At 49.0% G+C, this 17,009-nt stretch carries 14 protein-coding genes; 9 read left to right on the plus strand and 5 right to left on the minus strand.

Going from position 1 to position 17,009, the window contains the following annotated elements:
• Positions 1-113: 113 nt before the first annotated feature.
• Positions 114-686, minus strand: coding sequence for a guanylate kinase (gene gmk, locus H6F72_RS16855; protein ID WP_190437985.1), 573 nt, complete (start codon positions 684-686; stop codon positions 114-116).
• A 121-nt stretch (positions 687-807) separates the two neighbouring features.
• Positions 808-1,074 carry an extracellular matrix/biofilm regulator RemA gene (gene remA / locus H6F72_RS16860; protein WP_190437987.1) on the minus strand — a complete coding sequence of 89 codons (267 nt, stop codon included), beginning with the start codon at positions 1,072-1,074 and terminating at the stop codon, positions 808-810.
• A gap of 235 nt (positions 1,075-1,309) precedes the next feature.
• Here remA and H6F72_RS16865 point away from each other — a divergent pair, with 235 nt between their 5' ends.
• Together H6F72_RS16865 and H6F72_RS16870 are read left to right on the plus strand one after the other, a co-directional pair.
• The gene (locus H6F72_RS16865) at positions 1,310-3,064 is read left to right on the plus strand and encodes an NFACT family protein (protein WP_190437989.1); all 1,755 of its coding nucleotides are present in this window, start codon (positions 1,310-1,312) and stop codon (positions 3,062-3,064) included.
• A gap of 302 nt (positions 3,065-3,366) precedes the next feature.
• Complete coding sequence (locus H6F72_RS16870; protein WP_190437991.1) at positions 3,367-4,242, plus strand: oxygenase MpaB family protein; 876 nt, start codon at positions 3,367-3,369, stop codon at positions 4,240-4,242.
• A 44-nt stretch (positions 4,243-4,286) separates the two neighbouring features.
• Here H6F72_RS16870 and H6F72_RS16875 read toward each other — a convergent pair whose 3' ends face one another.
• Entirely contained in the window at positions 4,287-5,261 is a 975-nt protein-coding gene (locus H6F72_RS16875) for a methylenetetrahydrofolate reductase (protein ID WP_370527516.1), read from the minus strand.
• Between the two features lie 79 nt (positions 5,262-5,340).
• Positions 5,341-6,351, minus strand: coding sequence for a tryptophan--tRNA ligase (gene trpS / locus H6F72_RS16880; RefSeq protein ID WP_190437992.1), 1,011 nt, complete (start codon positions 6,349-6,351; stop codon positions 5,341-5,343).
• Positions 6,352-6,719: 368 nt separating this feature from the next.
• On the opposite strand from trpS, the gene H6F72_RS16885 reads away from it, so the two are divergent.
• The 5 genes from H6F72_RS16885 (at position 6,720) to H6F72_RS16905 (ending at position 12,244) form a co-directional block, all read left to right on the plus strand.
• Positions 6,720-7,595, plus strand: a complete 876-nt coding sequence (locus H6F72_RS16885; protein ID WP_190437994.1) for a metal ABC transporter permease — start codon at positions 6,720-6,722, stop codon at positions 7,593-7,595.
• Positions 7,596-7,877: 282 nt separating this feature from the next.
• On the plus strand, positions 7,878-9,056 hold the full coding sequence (locus H6F72_RS16890; RefSeq protein ID WP_190437995.1) for a glycosyltransferase: 1,179 nt from the start codon (positions 7,878-7,880) through the stop codon (positions 9,054-9,056).
• Positions 9,057-9,120: 64 nt separating this feature from the next.
• Positions 9,121-9,825 (plus strand): sugar transferase, encoded by a 705-nt coding sequence (locus H6F72_RS16895; RefSeq protein WP_190437996.1) that lies wholly within the window; start codon positions 9,121-9,123, stop codon positions 9,823-9,825.
• A gap of 360 nt (positions 9,826-10,185) precedes the next feature.
• Positions 10,186-11,259 (plus strand): GDP-mannose 4,6-dehydratase, encoded by a 1,074-nt coding sequence (gene gmd, locus H6F72_RS16900; RefSeq protein ID WP_190437997.1) that lies wholly within the window; start codon positions 10,186-10,188, stop codon positions 11,257-11,259.
• Positions 11,260-11,302: 43 nt separating this feature from the next.
• Positions 11,303-12,244, plus strand: a complete 942-nt coding sequence (locus H6F72_RS16905; RefSeq protein WP_190437998.1) for a GDP-L-fucose synthase — start codon at positions 11,303-11,305, stop codon at positions 12,242-12,244.
• A gap of 201 nt (positions 12,245-12,445) precedes the next feature.
• Here H6F72_RS16905 and H6F72_RS16910 read toward each other — a convergent pair whose 3' ends face one another.
• Entirely contained in the window at positions 12,446-13,735 is a 1,290-nt protein-coding gene (locus H6F72_RS16910) for a Glu/Leu/Phe/Val dehydrogenase (protein ID WP_190437999.1), read from the minus strand.
• A gap of 209 nt (positions 13,736-13,944) precedes the next feature.
• On the opposite strand from H6F72_RS16910, the gene H6F72_RS16915 reads away from it, so the two are divergent.
• Entirely contained in the window at positions 13,945-14,520 is a 576-nt protein-coding gene (locus H6F72_RS16915) for a DUF924 family protein (RefSeq protein ID WP_190438000.1), read from the plus strand.
• A 49-nt stretch (positions 14,521-14,569) separates the two neighbouring features.
• Positions 14,570-16,807, plus strand: coding sequence for an ATP-dependent RecD-like DNA helicase (locus tag H6F72_RS16920; RefSeq protein ID WP_190438002.1), 2,238 nt, complete (start codon positions 14,570-14,572; stop codon positions 16,805-16,807).
• Positions 16,808-17,009: the final 202 nt, after the last annotated feature.

The following is a 17,009-nucleotide window of genomic DNA, read 5'->3' on the forward strand; positions in this document are numbered from 1 at the left end:
CAATCGTTCACTTTTAGTCTCTAAAGTTGCCAGCTTGATAATTTACTTCACTGGTACCTTTAGTAGGAATGGAAGTGTGATTGACTGCCTTAATTTATGGCTTTAACTGCAAGCTAGGCGCTATAGCAGTGAACGGGGGCAAGCAAAGCCGCCTCAATCTCAGTTAAAGCTTTTTCAAAATCGTCGTTGATGATTTGAATATCGAACTCGCTGGCGGCGTCGATTTCGGCTCGTGCCCTCTGCAACCGTCGAGCGATCGCGTCTTCCGAGTCTTGCCCGCGATTACGAATGCGAAACTCTAGTTCATTCAAAGAAGGTGGCAGGATAAAGATGCGAAAGGCAGTCGGAAAGGTTTGCCGAACTTGTCTAGCTCCTTCCAGCTCGATTTCTAAAATCACGCACTTGCCTTGCTGAACTTGTTGCTCTACAGCTAGGCGGGGCGTGCCATAATAATTTCCCGCAAACTCTGCCCACTCTAAGAGTTCACCACCAGCGACCATGCGCTCAAATTCGGTGCGATTCACAAAGTAGTAATGCTGCCCATCCACTTCACCAGGACGGGGAGCACGAGTCGTGACTGAAATAGAAACATAAAGATCTGGATGGCGTTGTAGAAGAGATCGCAGTAAGGTGCCTTTTCCAACTCCACTCGGCCCAGTCAATACAACCAACTTGCCTGCTTGCATGCTCCTACTACCCGTTCGACTTACGTTGCTTAAACCTCTTAGGGTAGCACTATCTATAGGCGATCGATTCAACGGTTTGAGCCGCAGGGATTAGGATTGTAGCGGGAGCTTGACATGCTTGCTATTCGTCGTTGCCCGCTCCGTCTTTACTGACAATGAAGCGGTTGGCAACAGTCTCAGGCTGAATGGCAGAAAGGATAATATGGCCTGAATCGGTGATGATGACCGCTCTGGTGCGCCGGCCATAGGTTGCGTCAATCAGTTGCCCCCGGTCTCTAGCATCCGTAATGATTCGTTTGATGGGTGCGGACTCTGGGCTGACAATGGCAACCACTCGGTTGGCAGACACAATATTGCCAAAACCGATATTGATCAGCTTAATATCCATACTGAACGGCGGCTTGACCGCGTGAGGGGTTCATAAGTATTTAATTTCAATGGTATCCACAAAAATTTGGACTAACAAGGCTAAAATTCGCAGCATAACAGAGTTTTTTAGCTTGCTATGAAGCTTTCTATCTTTGGGTATAGATCTGACTCACTAATCCCTTAGCTCGGTGATCGATCCGGTGCAATTAGCGTTAGACTGGGCAGCGATCCTGTGACTTGTACGATTTCTCACTTTGCAACCTGTTGACTTTACTACGCTAACTGCTGCCTGCTGTGAACTTCGAGCTGATTGGCTGCCATCCCGACTGGAGCAGGTCTATCAGCGCGATCGCTTTACCCTTGCCATTGCCTTGCGAACTCTGAAGCACCGGAGTTGGCTAACTATTTCCTGGCACCCGCAAGCCGCTCGGCTTTGTATTGGCGATCCACCCCCTCGCACTCCTGACACCTTTACCTTTAGCCAGCAACTCCAACATCAACTGGGCGGCTTGGCCCTAGTTGCCATTGAGGCGATCGCCCCTTGGGAGCGGGCTTTGGATTTGCAGTTTGCTCGACGACCTGGAGACCCTCCGTTGTGGCACTTGTATGTCGAAATCATGGGCAAGTACAGCAATGTGATTTTGGCGAACCAGGAGAACTTGATTGTCACAGCGGCTCATCAGGTTAGTGCCCAGCAATCTAGCGTTCGCCCGATTCTGACCGGACAACCTTATGAGTTACCGCCTGCTCTTACCGATCCCGCTCCCAGTTTAAGTGAGTCTTATGAGCGCTGGCGAGAACGGATTAGCTTAGTGCCTGGGGCTTTACGCCGTACCTTAATCAAGAATTATCGTGGCTTAAGCTCAGCCTTAGTGTTGTCAATGTTGCAGGCCATCGAACTTGACCCAGAGCAATCAACAGAGGAGCTAAGCGAGTCAGAGTGGCAGCGGTTGTTTGCAACTTGGCAAACTTGGTTGCGATCGCTAGAACGTTGTGAACTGAATCCAGGCTGGACTCAGCAGGGATATACCGTTTTGGGCTGGGGCAAAACGCAAGCGGTAGAGAGCGTACAAATCTTGCTCAACCAATACTACACCGCACAACTGAATCGCCAAGAGTTTGTGCAACTCCACCATCAATTGACCCAAAAAGTCAATAATGTTTTGGCGAAAGTGCGCCTCAAGGCTGACTTGTTTCGGCAGCGCTTAGCCCAATCGGACCAGGCCGATCAATACCGGGAGCAAGCAGACTTGTTGATGGCCCATTTGCAAGAGTGGCAACCCGGAATGAAAGTCATGACCCTGGCAGATTTCCATACTGAGCAACCTGTAGCGATCGCCCTTGATCCAGAAAAAAATGCGGTACAGAATGCTCAGTCTCTCTACAAAAAACACCAGAAACTCAAGCGAGCCCGTCTGGCAGTAGAGCCATTGCTGGCCGAGGTGCAAGTGGAAGTGGATTATCTGGAGCAAGTAGAAGCGGCCTTAGTGCAAATGGCTAGCTACCAAGCGCCCGCAGACCTAATCACTTTAGAAGAAATTCGCGATGAGTTGATTCAGCAGCAATATTTGGAGTCGCTGGAGTATCGCAGCCGCCCGGAGAGCAAAGCTAGTACAGAATTTTACCGCTTTCAAACGCCGAGCGGGTTTGAGCTGCTGATCGGTCGCAACAATCGCCAAAACGATCAGTTAACCTTCCGACTCGCGGGCGATTATGACCTGTGGTTTCACACCCAAGAAATTCCCGGCAGCCATGTCCTCTTGCGTCTAGATCCAGGAAAAGTGCCAGAAAAATCAGACCTGGAATTTACGGCTGACTTAGCTGCCTATTACAGTCGTGCCCGTCAGAGTGAGCAAGTTCCTGTGGTTTACACCGAGCCAAAACATGTCTATAAGCCCAAGGGGGCAAAGCCAGGAATGGCGATTTATAAGCAAGAGCAAGTAATTTGGGGGCAGCCTCAGCGAGCCTGTCTCTATTTATCTGCGTCGAATGAATTAAGTAGGCAATGAATGGTAATATATCATCCTGCTTTAGCGCACGAATGATGCAGATGCTCAAAAACTGCTGTAAACATTCATGACGAAAAGTTTGTGTATCTTGTTACAATACTTTCGGAGTAGGGAACAATAACCCTATACCCGCTGCAAGTGTGGGAACGCGCAGCTTGGGTTCCTCCAAAGTGAGAAGACAACGTCATTAAAAATTAATAGTAGCCAGCTATGGGAGCTGGCTTTTTTTGTGCCTAATGTTGGCGGATTTGGTGCCGTACAGGTTAATAGTTTCTGTAGAACTTAAGTTACAGCAGGGATGTATGAAGCGCTACCAAAATCTACATCAAATTCACCAACTAGACCCTATACAAGATCATCAGGAAATTTGCCGCCTCATGGCAGGCTACGAATTTCCGTGGGATATTAATCGAGCTCTAGAAATTGCGCTGTTTCGGACGTTTTGTGTGCCAAGTATTTCAGCCCTGCTCGACAAAACTGGAGAGTTTCATCAGCGCCCGCAAAAACGTTATGACGATACAGCTCTAACTGTGGCTGAAATTTTGAAGTGGGGGTATGACAGCGATCGCGGGCAAGAAGTCATTCGCCGCATGAATCACATGCATGGGCACTTTCAGATCAGCAACGCCGATTTCTTGTATGTGCTTTCCACATTCATCTATGAGCCTGTACGTTGGCTCGACCGTTTCGGCTGGCGACCTATGTCTGAGAACGAACGCTTGGCTTCCTTCTATTTCTGGCAGGCCGTGGGTCAGCGAATGCAGATTCAAAATATTCCTGACACCTACGAAGCCTTTGAGCGCTACAACGTGGAATATGAGCAACAGCACTTCCGTTACGCCCAAACGAATCGTTTGGTGGGTGACTCCACGCAAAACTTGATGCTGAGTTGGTTTCCATGCTGGTTGCGCCCTTTAGTTAGGCCAAGCGTCCACAGCTTCCTAGATGACCGGATGCTAGAAGCTTATGGATTCACCGCTCCACCTGCTTTCCTGCGACAAGCGATCGCCTACAGCTTGAGATTGAGAGGCCGAGTTCTCGGCTGGTTGCCACCCCGGAAACAACCAAAGTTCTACACCGATGCTGATCACCGGAGCTATCCCAACGGTTATCAGCTCACGCAGCTTGGCCCGCCGCGGATGCTAGAGTCACTCAATCAGGGTACGAAGCCTGAGTAGGCTTGTTGGCATAAGCCTTGGTGAGCTAAGTTGAGCGATCGCCCTTAGCTTCCCGCAGCTTGAAAGGCAGGAGCGGCTTGCGTGATGGGCGGAATCCCAGCTAAATCGAGAATTTGGGGAATTAAGTCTTCTCGGCGCACAGCCATCATATGTACGCCTTGGCAAAGTTCTTTTGCTAACTTGACTTGCTCAGCCGCGATCGTAATGCCTTCTTGTAGGGGATCAGCGGCTCGCTCTAGACGCTGAATGATCTCATCTGGGATGGAAACGCCTGGTACATTGCGGTTAATGAATTGAGCGTTTTTAGCTGACTTAAGCAGAAAAATTCCTGCTAAAACGGGCTTATTGCTGCCTACTGCAATCTGGGTCATGAACTTTTCTAGCCGCTCAAAGTCGCAGATTAACTGACTTTGAAAAAATTGCGCCCCAGCCGCTAACTTACGATCAAAGCGACGCTGCAAACCTGACCAGCTATTGAGTTGCGGATCAACCGCCGCACCCACCAGCAGATCGGTGGGACCATCAGGCATCAATTTATCGTTGCAGTCGAAGCCTTGATTCAACTTGAAGATGAGTTGCAGCAGCCGTACCGACTCTAAATCAAATACGGCACGGGCATCCGGGTGATCGCCCGCTTTGACGGGGTCTCCGGTTAAAGCCAAAATATTACGAACGCCTAAGGCATGGGCTCCCATCAAATCAGCTTGTAAGCCAATGCGGTTGCGATCGCGGCAAGCCACCTGACAAATTGGCTCAATGCCGTGCTGAAGCAGAATAATGGACGCTGCCAAGGAACTCATACGAAGCACAGCTCGACTGCCATCGGTAATGTTGACGGCATGGACTCGATCTTTGAGCAGTAGGGCCATTTGCAGCATGTGAGCCGCATTGCCACCTTTGGGCGGGGCCACTTCAGCGGTCACTAAAAATTCACCTGACTGAAGCGCATTGCGGAAGCAAGAAGGAGATGGAAATAGAGATGAATTAAGCATCGCGAGATTGTTTTGACCGTTATCCATCACCTAATTAACCTCACCATCATCACTTCATCTTGCATTCCGTACTCCTGCTAAGCTAATGAGCTGTTGAGTATCCCGGTTATAAGGGCAAAGCATACCCCAAGGCTGATTTTGCCTGGTTCAGGGTTTGGTTGGCGATCGCGGCGGCGGCTTCCTGGCCTTGGCGCAGCACCGATTCCAAATAGCCCTTGTCCGCCATGATGTCGTTGTATTTGTCTTGGATGGGCTGAAGAGCGCTAATCGTAGTTTCAGTCAATAAAGGCTTGAACTGGCCCCAACCCATATCTTGACACTCCGTTGTTACCTCAGCTTTAGTTTTGCCTGACATGAGCATATAAAGCGTCAGCAAGTTGTTACACTCAGGTCGCTCTGGGTTGTCAAACTCCAACCCTCTGACCGGGTCAGTTTTGCAGCGCTTAATCTTGCTTTGGATCTGCTCAGGCGCATCTAAAACATTGATCCGACTCAAGTCTGAAGGATCAGATTTAGACATTTTGCGAGTGCCGTCGGTCAAGCTCATGACTCGTGCACCTGCCGCCCGAATCAATGGCTCTGGTAGCTTAAAGGTCGGAGATTTGTCTTTACAAAACTGATGGTTAAACCGTGCAGCAATATCGCGAGTTAGCTCTAAGTGCTGCTTTTGGTCTTCTCCCACTGGAACCTTGTCAGCTTGGTAGAGCAAAATATCGGCAGCCATCAGCACCGGATAGTCAAGCAAACCTACATTGACATTCTCGCCTTGCCGCACCGCTTTTTCCTTGAACTGAATCATGTCTTCGAGCCAGTTCAGGGGTGTGATGCAGTTCAGTAGCCAAGTTAACTCACTGTGAGCGGGAACGTGGGACTGCACGAAGATGTGGGCGTGCTGCAAGTCGATGCCACAAGCCAAATAGATAGCTGCGATCGCGTAGGTGTCAGCCGCTAGCGTGGCTGGATTGTGGGGTGCAGTAATGGCATGGAGATCGACGACACAGAAAAAATTTTCGTATTGGCTTTGGCCTTCCACCCAATTGCGAATGGCTCCCAAGTAGTTACCTAAGTGGAGATTGCCCGTTGGTTGAATGCCAGAAAGAACCCGCTGCTTAGCCATAATTTTCAAATGATCACATGCCAAAGCTGTCCTAGAGCGCAAGCAAGGCCCAATTGCTGCTGTTAGTCACAGTTGTCTATGTCAAAAGCAGGGACAGTCTAAAACCAGAGTAAAGCTTTACGATGCAAAGATTAACTTTTCTTTATGTAAAATCAAAGATGATTACAAAGCCTGGGTTCTGAAATTATCAAAGTTATCTATCTCTAAGACTCTTCAGTCCTTCCCAATTATGGCGCAGTCTGATCAGAATCCGGTGGACCAAGTCAAGGCTTGCCTGTCTCTTTCCCACGACCTCCCCAATAAGCACAGTAGAGAACAGTAGCAGCAGGTTGTACAGTCTATTCATTCATGCTTTTCACCTGCTCATCATGCTCCTAGACTGTCTACCTTGGCTTCAGGTTGACCAGTTTGCGGTCACGCAACCCCAACAACTTCTTGATCTCCTACAATTTCCTTTCATGCAACGGGCGATCGCAGGTGGGATTCTCATGGGTGTGTTGGGTGGGCTACTGGGTTGCTTTGTCACACTGCGGCAGTTGTCATTCTTTAGTCATGCAGTCGGCCATGCGGCTTTAGTAGGGGTGGCTTTAGGCGTTTTGCTCCAGCTCAATCCCACCTGGATGTTGCTCCCTTTTACCCTGTTGTTTGGTCTAGCAGTGCTCTACCTGATTGACCAAACCGATTTGTGGAGTGACAACATCCTCAGCATTGTGCTCTCAGGCGCTTTAGCGATCGGGGTGATTTTGACTAGCTTTATTCAAGGCTACCGAGGCAACTTAATGGGGGTGTTGTTTGGTGACATCCTAGCCATCAACCGTACTGACCTACTGCTGACGCTGTTGTTGTTGATTGTCAGTGCTGTTTTTTTACTATCGACGCTACGACAACAAATTTTGCTAACTCTGAATCAAGCAGTGGCGCAAGTGCAAGGGATTCCAGTCCAACTGCATCGCTATTTGTTTGTAGTCTTGCTGTCTTTGGCAGTTGCCGTTTCCATCAAAGCGATCGGAATTTTGCTAGTGAATGCCTTTCTGGTCATTCCAGCCTCAACTGCCAAACTGCTGAGTCAAAGGTTCACTCGGTTCTTGCTGCTATCGGTAGCGATCGGAGCACTGAGCAGCATTTTGGGCATGTTGGTGTCTGGAGCACTGAATTTTGCTTCTGGCCCTAGTATTGTGTTAGTTCAGTTTGTCCTCTTTCTGCTTGTACTCAGCTTGACCAAGCTGAAAGCATTGCCAACATGAGTCATAGCATTTTCTAGCCTAGGGATTATGCAGCAATTTCCTGATTGTGACTTGAGGAATCGTAAAGATCTAAAAGTGTTTGAGATTTAGCGAGATCGAATTTCTTTCAGCCTCCAAGGCTTGGTAAGCGGGGCGCATGTCTTACTTCTCCCTGCATTTTGACTAAAGAGGGGTTGAGTTGGAAAATAATTCATATTTTCGTCAACTTTTTATCCCGGAGTGTGGCAAACTCGGCGATAACGTCCTTAAGCAGCTTCAATCTCCCTAATCTCTAAACTGACTGTGCAATTAAAGTACGCGCTGGTTCATGAATGGTTGACGCCAAAAGCAACAGGTGGCTCGGAACTAGTCGTGCAGGAGATTTTGCAGCATATCGATGCAGATCCCTACGCCCTAATTGATTTCGAATCCACAAATCCAGAGAGCTATTTGTTTAAGCGTCAGATTGGCACGACTTTTTTGCAGTATTTTCCGGGGGCTCGCGGGGGTGTGCAGAAATATTTGCCCTTGTTGCCTTTGGCGATCGAGCAAATAGATTTGCGTCCGTATGACGTGATTCTTTCTTCTTCCCACGCGGTGGCGAAAGGAGTCTTGACGGGGCCACATCAGTTGCACATTTGTTACTGCCATACTCCCATGCGCTATGCCTGGGATTTAACCTTTGACTATTTGCGCAGCAGTGCCTTGGGGCGTGGGGTCTTAGGCTGGGTAACACGTTGGCTGCTGCACTATCTGCGGCAATGGGATGTCTTATCTGCGAATCGGGTAGATTATTTCATTGCCAATTCGCAAAATACAGCCCGTCGCATTTGGCGCTACTATCGGCGACCCGCCACGGTAATTTATCCGCCTGTGCATACGGAGCGATTTCCTTTTCAAGCTCAGAAGCAAGATTTTTACCTCACAGTTTCTCGCTTGGTGAGCTACAAAAAAACTTCGCTGATTGTGCGTGCTTTTAATCAGTCAGGGCGATCGCTGGTGGTGATTGGCAGCGGTCCAGAACTGCAAGAGCTACGCAAAATCGCTAAACCAAATATCCAAATACTAGGATGGCAACCAGATGCCGTAGTAGCAAAATATATGGCTGAAGCGAAGGCGTTTGTTTACGCGGCCCATGAAGATTTTGGTATCGCTCCCGTAGAAGCTCAAGCCTGTGGTACTCCTGTGATTGCTTATGGAGCAGGAGGAGCTTTGGAAACGGTGCGAGATGTGCGTCAGTACTCGGATACTGCTACAGGAGTTTTGTTCTCAACTCAATCGGAGGTGGCTTTAATTGAAGCAGTGGAGTATTTTGAAACTCATGCCCAAGCGTTTAATCCTGAGGTGGTGCGATCGCATGCCCTAACCTTTGACGCTAAAGCGTTTGCGCGACAATATCTCAGTTTTGTGGAACACTGCTGCCAAGAATTTAGGTCTAGCAATCCCAGTGAAGTACTGGCTTTTAGGCCTAAATTGCCGTAGAAGCTGTTTCTGGCTTTATGATCAGGACTGTGTGTGGTGTGAGTTTGTGAGTTGAAGGAGTACAATGACTGCCGAAAGTCAACTTATCTCCGGCAAGACAATTCGGGCTATTTTCAAGCGGGGCTTGCCGCCAGTCACGTTAGTTAATCTAGACGGAGAGTTTTCCAAGCGGTTGTTTGATATTGGATTTTCGCTTGCGGTTTTGATTTTGTTCTCTCCGGTTTATTTGCTCCTGGTCCTGTTGATTGCCTTTAGCTCTCCAGGGCCGATTTTTTATGTGCAAGAACGGATTGGCAAAAATCGTCAACCTTTTGGTTGCATCAAATTCAGAACGATGGTCGAAAACGCTGACGAAGTACTACTTAAGTTGTTGGAAACCTCTCCTGATGCTCGGCAAGAATTTGAAGAAAACTTCAAACTGAAATACGATCCTCGGATTACCTGGATTGGTCGGTTCTTGCGAGTCACCAGCTTGGATGAGTTCCCCCAATTTTGGAATGTGCTTAAAGGTGACATGAGCGTCGTAGGTCCTCGGCCTCTTGTCGAGGAAGAATTGCCAAGGTACGGCAGATATATGGACCGGATTTTGACGATTCAACCTGGAATCACAGGCTTGTGGCAAGTTTCTGGACGCAATGATATTCCTTACCATCGACGGGTCTTGATGGACCTTTATTACGTTAACTGCCGCAGTTTTTCGATGGACCTATGGTTGATTGTTAAAACAATTGGCGTTGTGGTCTTTCCCAGTAAAAATGGTGCTTATTGAAGCTCATCTCTCACTTGGAGAGGGAAACTTCATTTGTTTTTGTGTCCAATTATACGGTATTGACTGATTAGCGTCTTCTGGAAGCGATAGCTGTAATCTTTGACAAAAATATACAGAGGCTACAAATTCTTTGCAGACACTACATAGTTTTTTGATGTTTTGTTGAGAGTTTCAGGCTAACGTATGGATTGACTCTTAACAAAAATGGGATGTATAGAGGTGTAGCGGCTAGGCACAAGCTTGAAATTGCATCTGTCTGCTCCAGACTCTCAGGGGAATTGCTTGGAGTTGTGACTAGCTTAAACCGCTAAAACTTATGTTTCCCCAGCCCCCATGTCAGCCACAGAAGGAACTTTTCAAATGACCCAACGGAAGCGAGCGCTAATCACAGGTATTACAGGTCAAGATGGCTCTTACCTCAGCGAATTGCTGTTAGAAAAGGGTTATGAAGTTCATGGCATTATCCGACGAACTTCAACTTTTAATACAGACCGCATTGACCACGTATACGAAGACCCTCATAAAGAGGGAGCGCGTTTGTTTCTGCACTACGGCGACTTAACGGATGGGACAACGTTGCGCCGCATCCTAGAAGAAGTGCAGCCGCAAGAAATTTATAACTTGGGGGCTCAGTCGCATGTGCGAGTCAGTTTTGACTCACCTGAGTACACCGCAGATGCAGTAGGGATGGGCACACTCAGACTGCTGGAAGCTATCCGTGACTACCAACATCGAACTGGCTTAGAAGTGCGGTTTTACCAGGCAGGTTCCTCAGAGATGTTTGGCAAGGTGCAGGAAGTACCTCAAACCGAAACCACACCCTTCTATCCTCGTAGTCCCTACGCCTGCGCTAAGGTCTATGCTCATTGGCAGACTGTAAACTACCGGGAATCTTACGGCATGTTTGCGTCCAACGGGATTTTGTTCAACCATGAGTCTCCGCGTCGGGGTGAAACCTTCGTCACTCGCAAAATTACCCGGGCGATCGCGCGAATTGTGGCGGGCAAGCAGAAGAAGATCTACTTGGGCAACTTAGATTCCAAGCGAGACTGGGGATACGCCAAAGATTATGTGCGGGCAATGTGGTTGATGCTGCAACAAGATCAACCCGATGACTATGTAGTGGCAACAGGTGAAACGCACTCAATCAGTGAGTTTTTAGATTTGTCCTTTAAGTGTGTCAACCTGGATTGGAACGACTACGTTGAGTTTGACGAGCGTTACCTACGTCCCGCAGAAGTTGATCTGCTGATTGGAGATCCTGCTAAAGCCAAGCAGAAGCTGGGTTGGGAACCCTCTGTGACTTTTGAGCAGCTTGTCGCCATCATGGTGGAAGCTGATTTGCAAGCCTTGGGACTTACTATGGAAAATGGTAGAGGTGCGTCTTTGGAACACGCTACCATTCGCCACGAAGTCAGCAATGTAATGAGCTAATCTCTGAGCATTTCTGATTTATTTCAACAGAGATAAAAAAGCCATGACAACGCTGGATCTCAGAGATAAACGGATTTTGGTGACGGGAGGTGCTGGCTTCCTGGGGCGTCAAGTGATCGACCAGCTCCAACGGGCAGGTGCTGATTCCCAAAAGATTACGGTGGTGCGCTCGCGGGATTATGACCTACGTTTCCTCGATCACTGCCAACGCGCGGTTGATCAGCAGGATGTGGTGATTCATTTAGCGGCCCATGTGGGTGGGATCGGGCTGAACCGAGAAAAACCAGCCGAACTGTTCTACGACAACTTAATGATGGGTACGCAGTTGATTCATGCGGCCTATCAAGCGGGGGTCCAGAAGTTTGTCTGTGTGGGTACCATTTGTGCTTACCCTAAGTTCACCCCGGTGCCGTTCAAGGAAGAAAATCTTTGGGATGGCTACCCTGAGGAGACTAATGCCCCTTATGGCGTGGCTAAGAAAGCTCTGTTGGTCCAGCTGCAATCCTATCGCCAGCAATATGGCTTCAATGGCATCTACTTATTGCCAGTGAACTTGTATGGGCCTGAGGATAACTTTGATCCTCGCAGTTCCCACGTCATCCCAGCGTTGATTCGTAAGGTTTACGAAGCTCAGCAACGGGGAGACCGGCAACTCCCTGTCTGGGGTGATGGCAGTCCGACTCGTGAGTTTCTCTATTCTGAGGATGCAGCTCGTGGCATTGTGATGGGCACCCAGTCCTACAACGATTCTGAGCCTGTGAATCTGGGGACTGGCTACGAAATCACAATTCACGATCTGGTAACTCTGATTTGTGAGCTGATGGGCTTTGAAGGCGAGATTGTTTGGGAAACCGACAAACCTAATGGTCAGCCTCGTCGCTGCTTGGATACCGAACGAGCCAAGCAGTTTGGCTTTACGGCTCAAATGGAATTTAGGCAAGGGCTGAAAAACACGATTGAGTGGTACAAACAGCACGCTAGCTAAGCCACAGTCTAGACATCATCTGTAGGGGTGGGTTTTGTAGTTCAGGTATCGCGATAATGCGAACACTGCTGCTAAACCCACCCCTACGTTCATTGCGACTCATATAAACAATGAGAGACAGAAAGCGATCGCCATCTTCCCCTCAAATCAGGTAATGGCGATCGCTAAAACCTCAATCCTTTAACTAGTGGGGATAGAGAATTAGGGATAGAGACCGCGATCGCTGACAGCTTGGGCCACACGACCCACAGCCAGAGTATAGGCTGCTAAGCGAAGTGGAACTTGGCGGTTTTGGGATTGCTGCAAGACACGCTGGAAGGCATACACCATCAAGCTTTCCATTTCGCGGTTTACTCGTTCTTCGTCCCAGAAGACATAGGAAAGCCCCTGCACCCATTCCAGGTAACTCACGACGACTCCACCTGCGTTAGCGAGAATATCAGGAAATACCGTAACACCTCTCGCTTCCAGGGCTTGATCTGCGGCTAATGTCACTGGGCCATTGGCTGCTTCTACGATGATCTGAGCCTTGACTTGAGCGACATTAGCTTCAGTAATTTGGTTTTCTAAAGCGGCTGGAATCAAGACATCGCAGGGAAGGAGCAAGAGATCGTCATTGCTAATCGGCATGGAACCGGGAAATCCAACTAAGCTCTTATGGTTTTCGGCAGCATAGGCTAGCAAGGCTGGAATATCCAGGCCAGCGTCAGCAAACAGACCGTTGGTACTGGTGGAGACAGCCAAAATTCTAGCGCCAGCTTCGTATAGCAACTGGGCGGCGGATCGGCCAACATTACCAAATCCTTGGATGACAATCCGGGCACCTGCCAAAGACTTGCCCTGAGCTGCTAGCGCCTCCCGGACTGTGATCATTACGCCTCGACCTGTAGCCATTTCTCGTCCGCGAGAACCGCCAATTGAGATCGGTTTGCCTGTCACTACTCCAGGTACAGCGTGGCCCACGTTCATGGAGTAGGTGTCCATCATCCAGGCCATTTCTCGTGCGGAGGTGCCAACATCGGGCGCAGGAATATCTACAGAGGGCCCAATATCTTTGATTAACTCGTTGGTGTAGCGGCGAGTAATTCGTTCTAGCTCACTCACACTGTAATCGTTAGGATTAATGGCAATTCCCCCTTTCGCACCTCCATAAGGAATGCCCAAGAGGGCACACTTCCAGGTCATCAGCATGGCTAGAGCCGAAACTTCCCGTAAAGTCACGGCGGGATGATAGCGTGTACCGCCTTTATAGGGACCGAGGACATCACAGTGCTGAACTCGGTGCCCTGCCAAAACTTGTACAGTACCGTTATCCAGTTTGATGGGGATCGAGACGGTGACGACTTTACGAGGATGGCTCAAGATAGCTTGTAAACCAGCATCTAGTTGAAGTTCTCTAGCGGCTTCGTCCAAATAGCTACAGGTTTGATCTAAGGGACAAATGTGGGCAGGTGAAGCAGGTTCTAGAGGCAGGAGTGATGGTGAACCCATAACATTACTCTCACAATCGCAGTCTCTCTGCGAACTGGGTATCTATCCGTAGCCTAGCCTTCTGAATGAGGATCACTCTGGATTTTGGTAAAATTCGTTACATTTTCCCTGGAGCAAAAGTGATAAGTGGTGGCTACCAAAACATAGGTGGTAGCGATCGCTAGAATTTTGATTAGGACAAGTTTGGGAAAGCCACAAAAATAGGCAGCATGTTACGCATTGAGCAAATCCTAAATTTCTGGTTTGGCATTCCAGAATCAAGTAGTTATGGCAAGAGTCGCAAGATTTGGTTCGTAAAAGACCCAAATTTTGATCGAGACATCAGCGATCGCTTTCTATCCAACTACGAAGCAGCCGTGGCTGGTCACTACAATGGTTGGACAGCTTCCCCTGATGGTTGCTTGGCGTTGATTTTGTTGTTCGATCAGTTTCCGCGCCATATCTTTCGGGGCGATCGCCGAGCTTATGCTACGGATGCTCAAGCTTTAATCACGGCTCAGCAAGTGATCGCGCAGGACTTTGACCAAGCTTTGTTGCCTGTGCAGCGGATGTTTATTTACTTACCTTTTGAGCACAGTGAGAATTTAGAACATCAGCGCTTATCAGTAGAACTGTTTCGGGAGTTGAGTGACGATCCAGATGCTGGTGATATGTTTCCCTATGCGGTTCGCCATAAAGAAATTATTGAACGATTTGGGCGCTTTCCCCATCGCAATCAAATTTTGGGCCGTACGACAACTCCTGAAGAAGCGGAGTTCTTGAAGCAACCGGGTTCATCGTTTTAAGTGTTTGAAATTTTGATTTGGTAGCTGTTGACAAGGTTATCGGGTTACTATGTCCACTCCTTCACCATCCTATGGCCAAGCGAATGCCGTCCCAGCGGCTCAGACCGAGCAACTGCAAGGAGTGGTAGAGCGCCTGACCTTTCATTCTGAAGAATCAGGTTACACGATCGCTCGACTCAAAGCACCGCGAGCCAGAGACCTAGTCACCATTGTCGGTAACTTCCCCAGTATTCAAGCGGGCCAAACGCTGCAAATGCAAGGGATCTGGCGAGATCATCCCAAGTTTGGGCCGCAGTTTGAGGTGACTTATTACCGAGAAACCAAACCTGCAACCCTGACAGGCATTGAAAAATATCTAGGGAGTGGACTAATTAAGGGGATTGGCCCTGTAACTGCCAAGCGGATTGTGGCGCACTTTGGCCTGGAAACCTTAGATGTGATTGAGAACCAGTGCGATCGCCTAGGAGAAGTGCCCGGAATTGCCAAGAAGCGGGTCAAAATGATCCAGGCGGCTTGGGAAACTCAGAAGGCGATCAAAGAGGTGATGCTGTTTCTGCAAAGTCACGGCGTTTCTACCACTTATGCCGTCAAAATCTATAAGCAGTATGGCGCAGAAGCGATCGCCACAGTCACCAACAACCCTTACCAACTGGCAACCGATGTGTATGGCATTGGTTTCGTGACGGCAGATGCGATCGCCCGAAATCTCGGCATTGCTCCAGATTCAGAATTTCGCTACCGTAGCGGCTTGTTGCATGTTTTATCCGAGGCGAGCGAGGAAGGCCATTGCTTTTTACCCCAGCCAGAGTTGGTAGAGCGAACGGTGCAGCGCTTAGCCTTGAGCGATCATGAGCCAGATCCAGAGCAAATTTCGGCGATCGTGACCCAAATGGGTTTAGAAGATCAATTGGTGATGCAAGGTGGCTCTGGCGAGTTACAAGGCCAATTCATTTGCTATAAACCTGCCTTTTTCCAGGCAGAGACCAATATGGCAGATCGGTTGCGCCAATGGTTGCAGCGTCCAGTCACAGTGGATTTGCCCAGAGTCCAAGCTTGGATCGATCGCTTTACAGCCAAAACTAGATTGGCACTTTCCGAGCAACAACGCCAAGCCGTAGAGATGGCAGCCACTCAGCGGGTATTGATTCTCACCGGAGGCCCAGGTTGCGGCAAAACCTTTACGACTCGCACGATTGTGGCGCTCTGGAAAGCTATGGGAAAGGTGATCGCGCTGGCTGCTCCCACCGGACGGGCCGCACAACGACTGAGTGAGATGACTGGACAGGAAGCCAAAACGCTACATCGTTTGTTGGAGTTCGACCCAAAAACTTTTGGCTTTAAGCGCGGCTACGACAATCCTCTAGAAACCCAGGCTGTGATCGTAGACGAATCCTCAATGTTGGATTTGTTTCTTGCCAATTCCTTGATCAAAGCTGTGCCACTGGAGGCCCAGATGTTGCTAGTCGGCGATATCGATCAGCTACCCAGTGTCGGTCCAGGCAATGTGCTGCGGGACTTGATTCGATCTGGACAAGTCCCGGTAATTCGGCTGACTGAGGTGTTTCGGCAAGCTCAGGCGAGTTACATTGTGCAAAATGCTCACCGGATTAATCAAGGACAGGTGCCACAACTCGAACCCGTTTCTGCTGTGCCTCAAACCGATTGTCTCTGGTTAGGAGCACCGCAACCAGAAGACGGTGTTCAGGCAATTCATGACCTGATTAACGACTTGATTCCACAGTTGGGTTTTGCCCCTGCCCAGGATGTGCAAGTCCTATGTCCGATGACGCGCGGCGAAGTAGGAACTCGGAATCTCAACACCGTGTTGCAACAGTTGATCAACCCTCCCTATAGCGGCAAAACTGAGATTGCCAGAGGCGGCATGACTTTACGAGTTGGCGATCGCGTGATTCAACAAGTCAATGACTACGACCGGGAAGTGTTTAACGGGGACTTAGGAGTCATTGCCGCGATCGACCCAGAAGAGCAAGAAGTAACGGTGCGATTCGGCGATCGCCTCGTCAACTACGATCGCGCTGACTTAAATGAAATTACGCTGGCGTGGGCTGTCACAATTCATAAAGCCCAAGGCAGTGAGTATCCGGTGGTGATCTTGCCCTTATATTTGCAGCACTACATGATGCTCAGCCGCAACTTGCTTTATACCGGACTGACTCGGGCCAAGCAACTTGCCTTTCTAGTCGGACCGAAAAAAGCGATCGCGATCGCGGTGAATCAAGTCAAAGACCAACAACGTTACACGGCTTTAGCTCGTCGTTTAAGGTAGTAGCAAGGCTCAGTTCGCTAAACTGGTTTTTCTAAGTGTTGGGGAAACTCAATTGCCGCAAAACTTCTGGTTCGAGAAAAACTCTCAAGGAAAATTATTTAGAGACAGAGTCAAAAACATGTCAATCTGATTACAAGCCTCTGGCTACAAATCTCCTAAACTAAAAAACGAACCTTGAGGTCTGTTAGGTTTCAGTGCAGGC

This window comes from Trichocoleus sp. FACHB-46, assembly GCF_014695385.1.
Classification (GTDB): Bacteria; Cyanobacteriota; Cyanobacteriia; order FACHB-46; family FACHB-46; genus Trichocoleus.

What these genes read in the sequence shown, in the direction of transcription:
- H6F72_RS16875 (WP_370527516.1), bottom strand. Translation starts at nt 5,261, where the DNA reads ATGGATAACGGTCAAAACAATCTCGCGATGCTTAATTCATCTCTATTT.
- trpS (WP_190437992.1), bottom strand. Translation starts at nt 6,351, where the DNA reads ATGGCTAAGCAGCGGGTTCTTTCTGGCATTCAACCAACGGGCAATCTC.
- H6F72_RS16895 (WP_190437996.1), top strand. Translation starts at nt 9,121, where the DNA reads ATGACTGCCGAAAGTCAACTTATCTCCGGCAAGACAATTCGGGCTATT.
- gmk (WP_190437985.1), bottom strand. Translation starts at nt 686, where the DNA reads ATGCAAGCAGGCAAGTTGGTTGTATTGACTGGGCCGAGTGGAGTTGGA.
- gmd (WP_190437997.1), top strand. Translation starts at nt 10,186, where the DNA reads ATGACCCAACGGAAGCGAGCGCTAATCACAGGTATTACAGGTCAAGAT.
- H6F72_RS16905 (WP_190437998.1), top strand. Translation starts at nt 11,303, where the DNA reads ATGACAACGCTGGATCTCAGAGATAAACGGATTTTGGTGACGGGAGGT.
- remA (WP_190437987.1), bottom strand. Translation starts at nt 1,074, where the DNA reads ATGGATATTAAGCTGATCAATATCGGTTTTGGCAATATTGTGTCTGCC.
- H6F72_RS16885 (WP_190437994.1), top strand. Translation starts at nt 6,720, where the DNA reads ATGCTCCTAGACTGTCTACCTTGGCTTCAGGTTGACCAGTTTGCGGTC.
- H6F72_RS16920 (WP_190438002.1), top strand. Translation starts at nt 14,570, where the DNA reads ATGTCCACTCCTTCACCATCCTATGGCCAAGCGAATGCCGTCCCAGCG.
- H6F72_RS16870 (WP_190437991.1), top strand. Translation starts at nt 3,367, where the DNA reads ATGAAGCGCTACCAAAATCTACATCAAATTCACCAACTAGACCCTATA.
- H6F72_RS16915 (WP_190438000.1), top strand. Translation starts at nt 13,945, where the DNA reads ATGTTACGCATTGAGCAAATCCTAAATTTCTGGTTTGGCATTCCAGAA.
- H6F72_RS16910 (WP_190437999.1), bottom strand. Translation starts at nt 13,735, where the DNA reads ATGGGTTCACCATCACTCCTGCCTCTAGAACCTGCTTCACCTGCCCAC.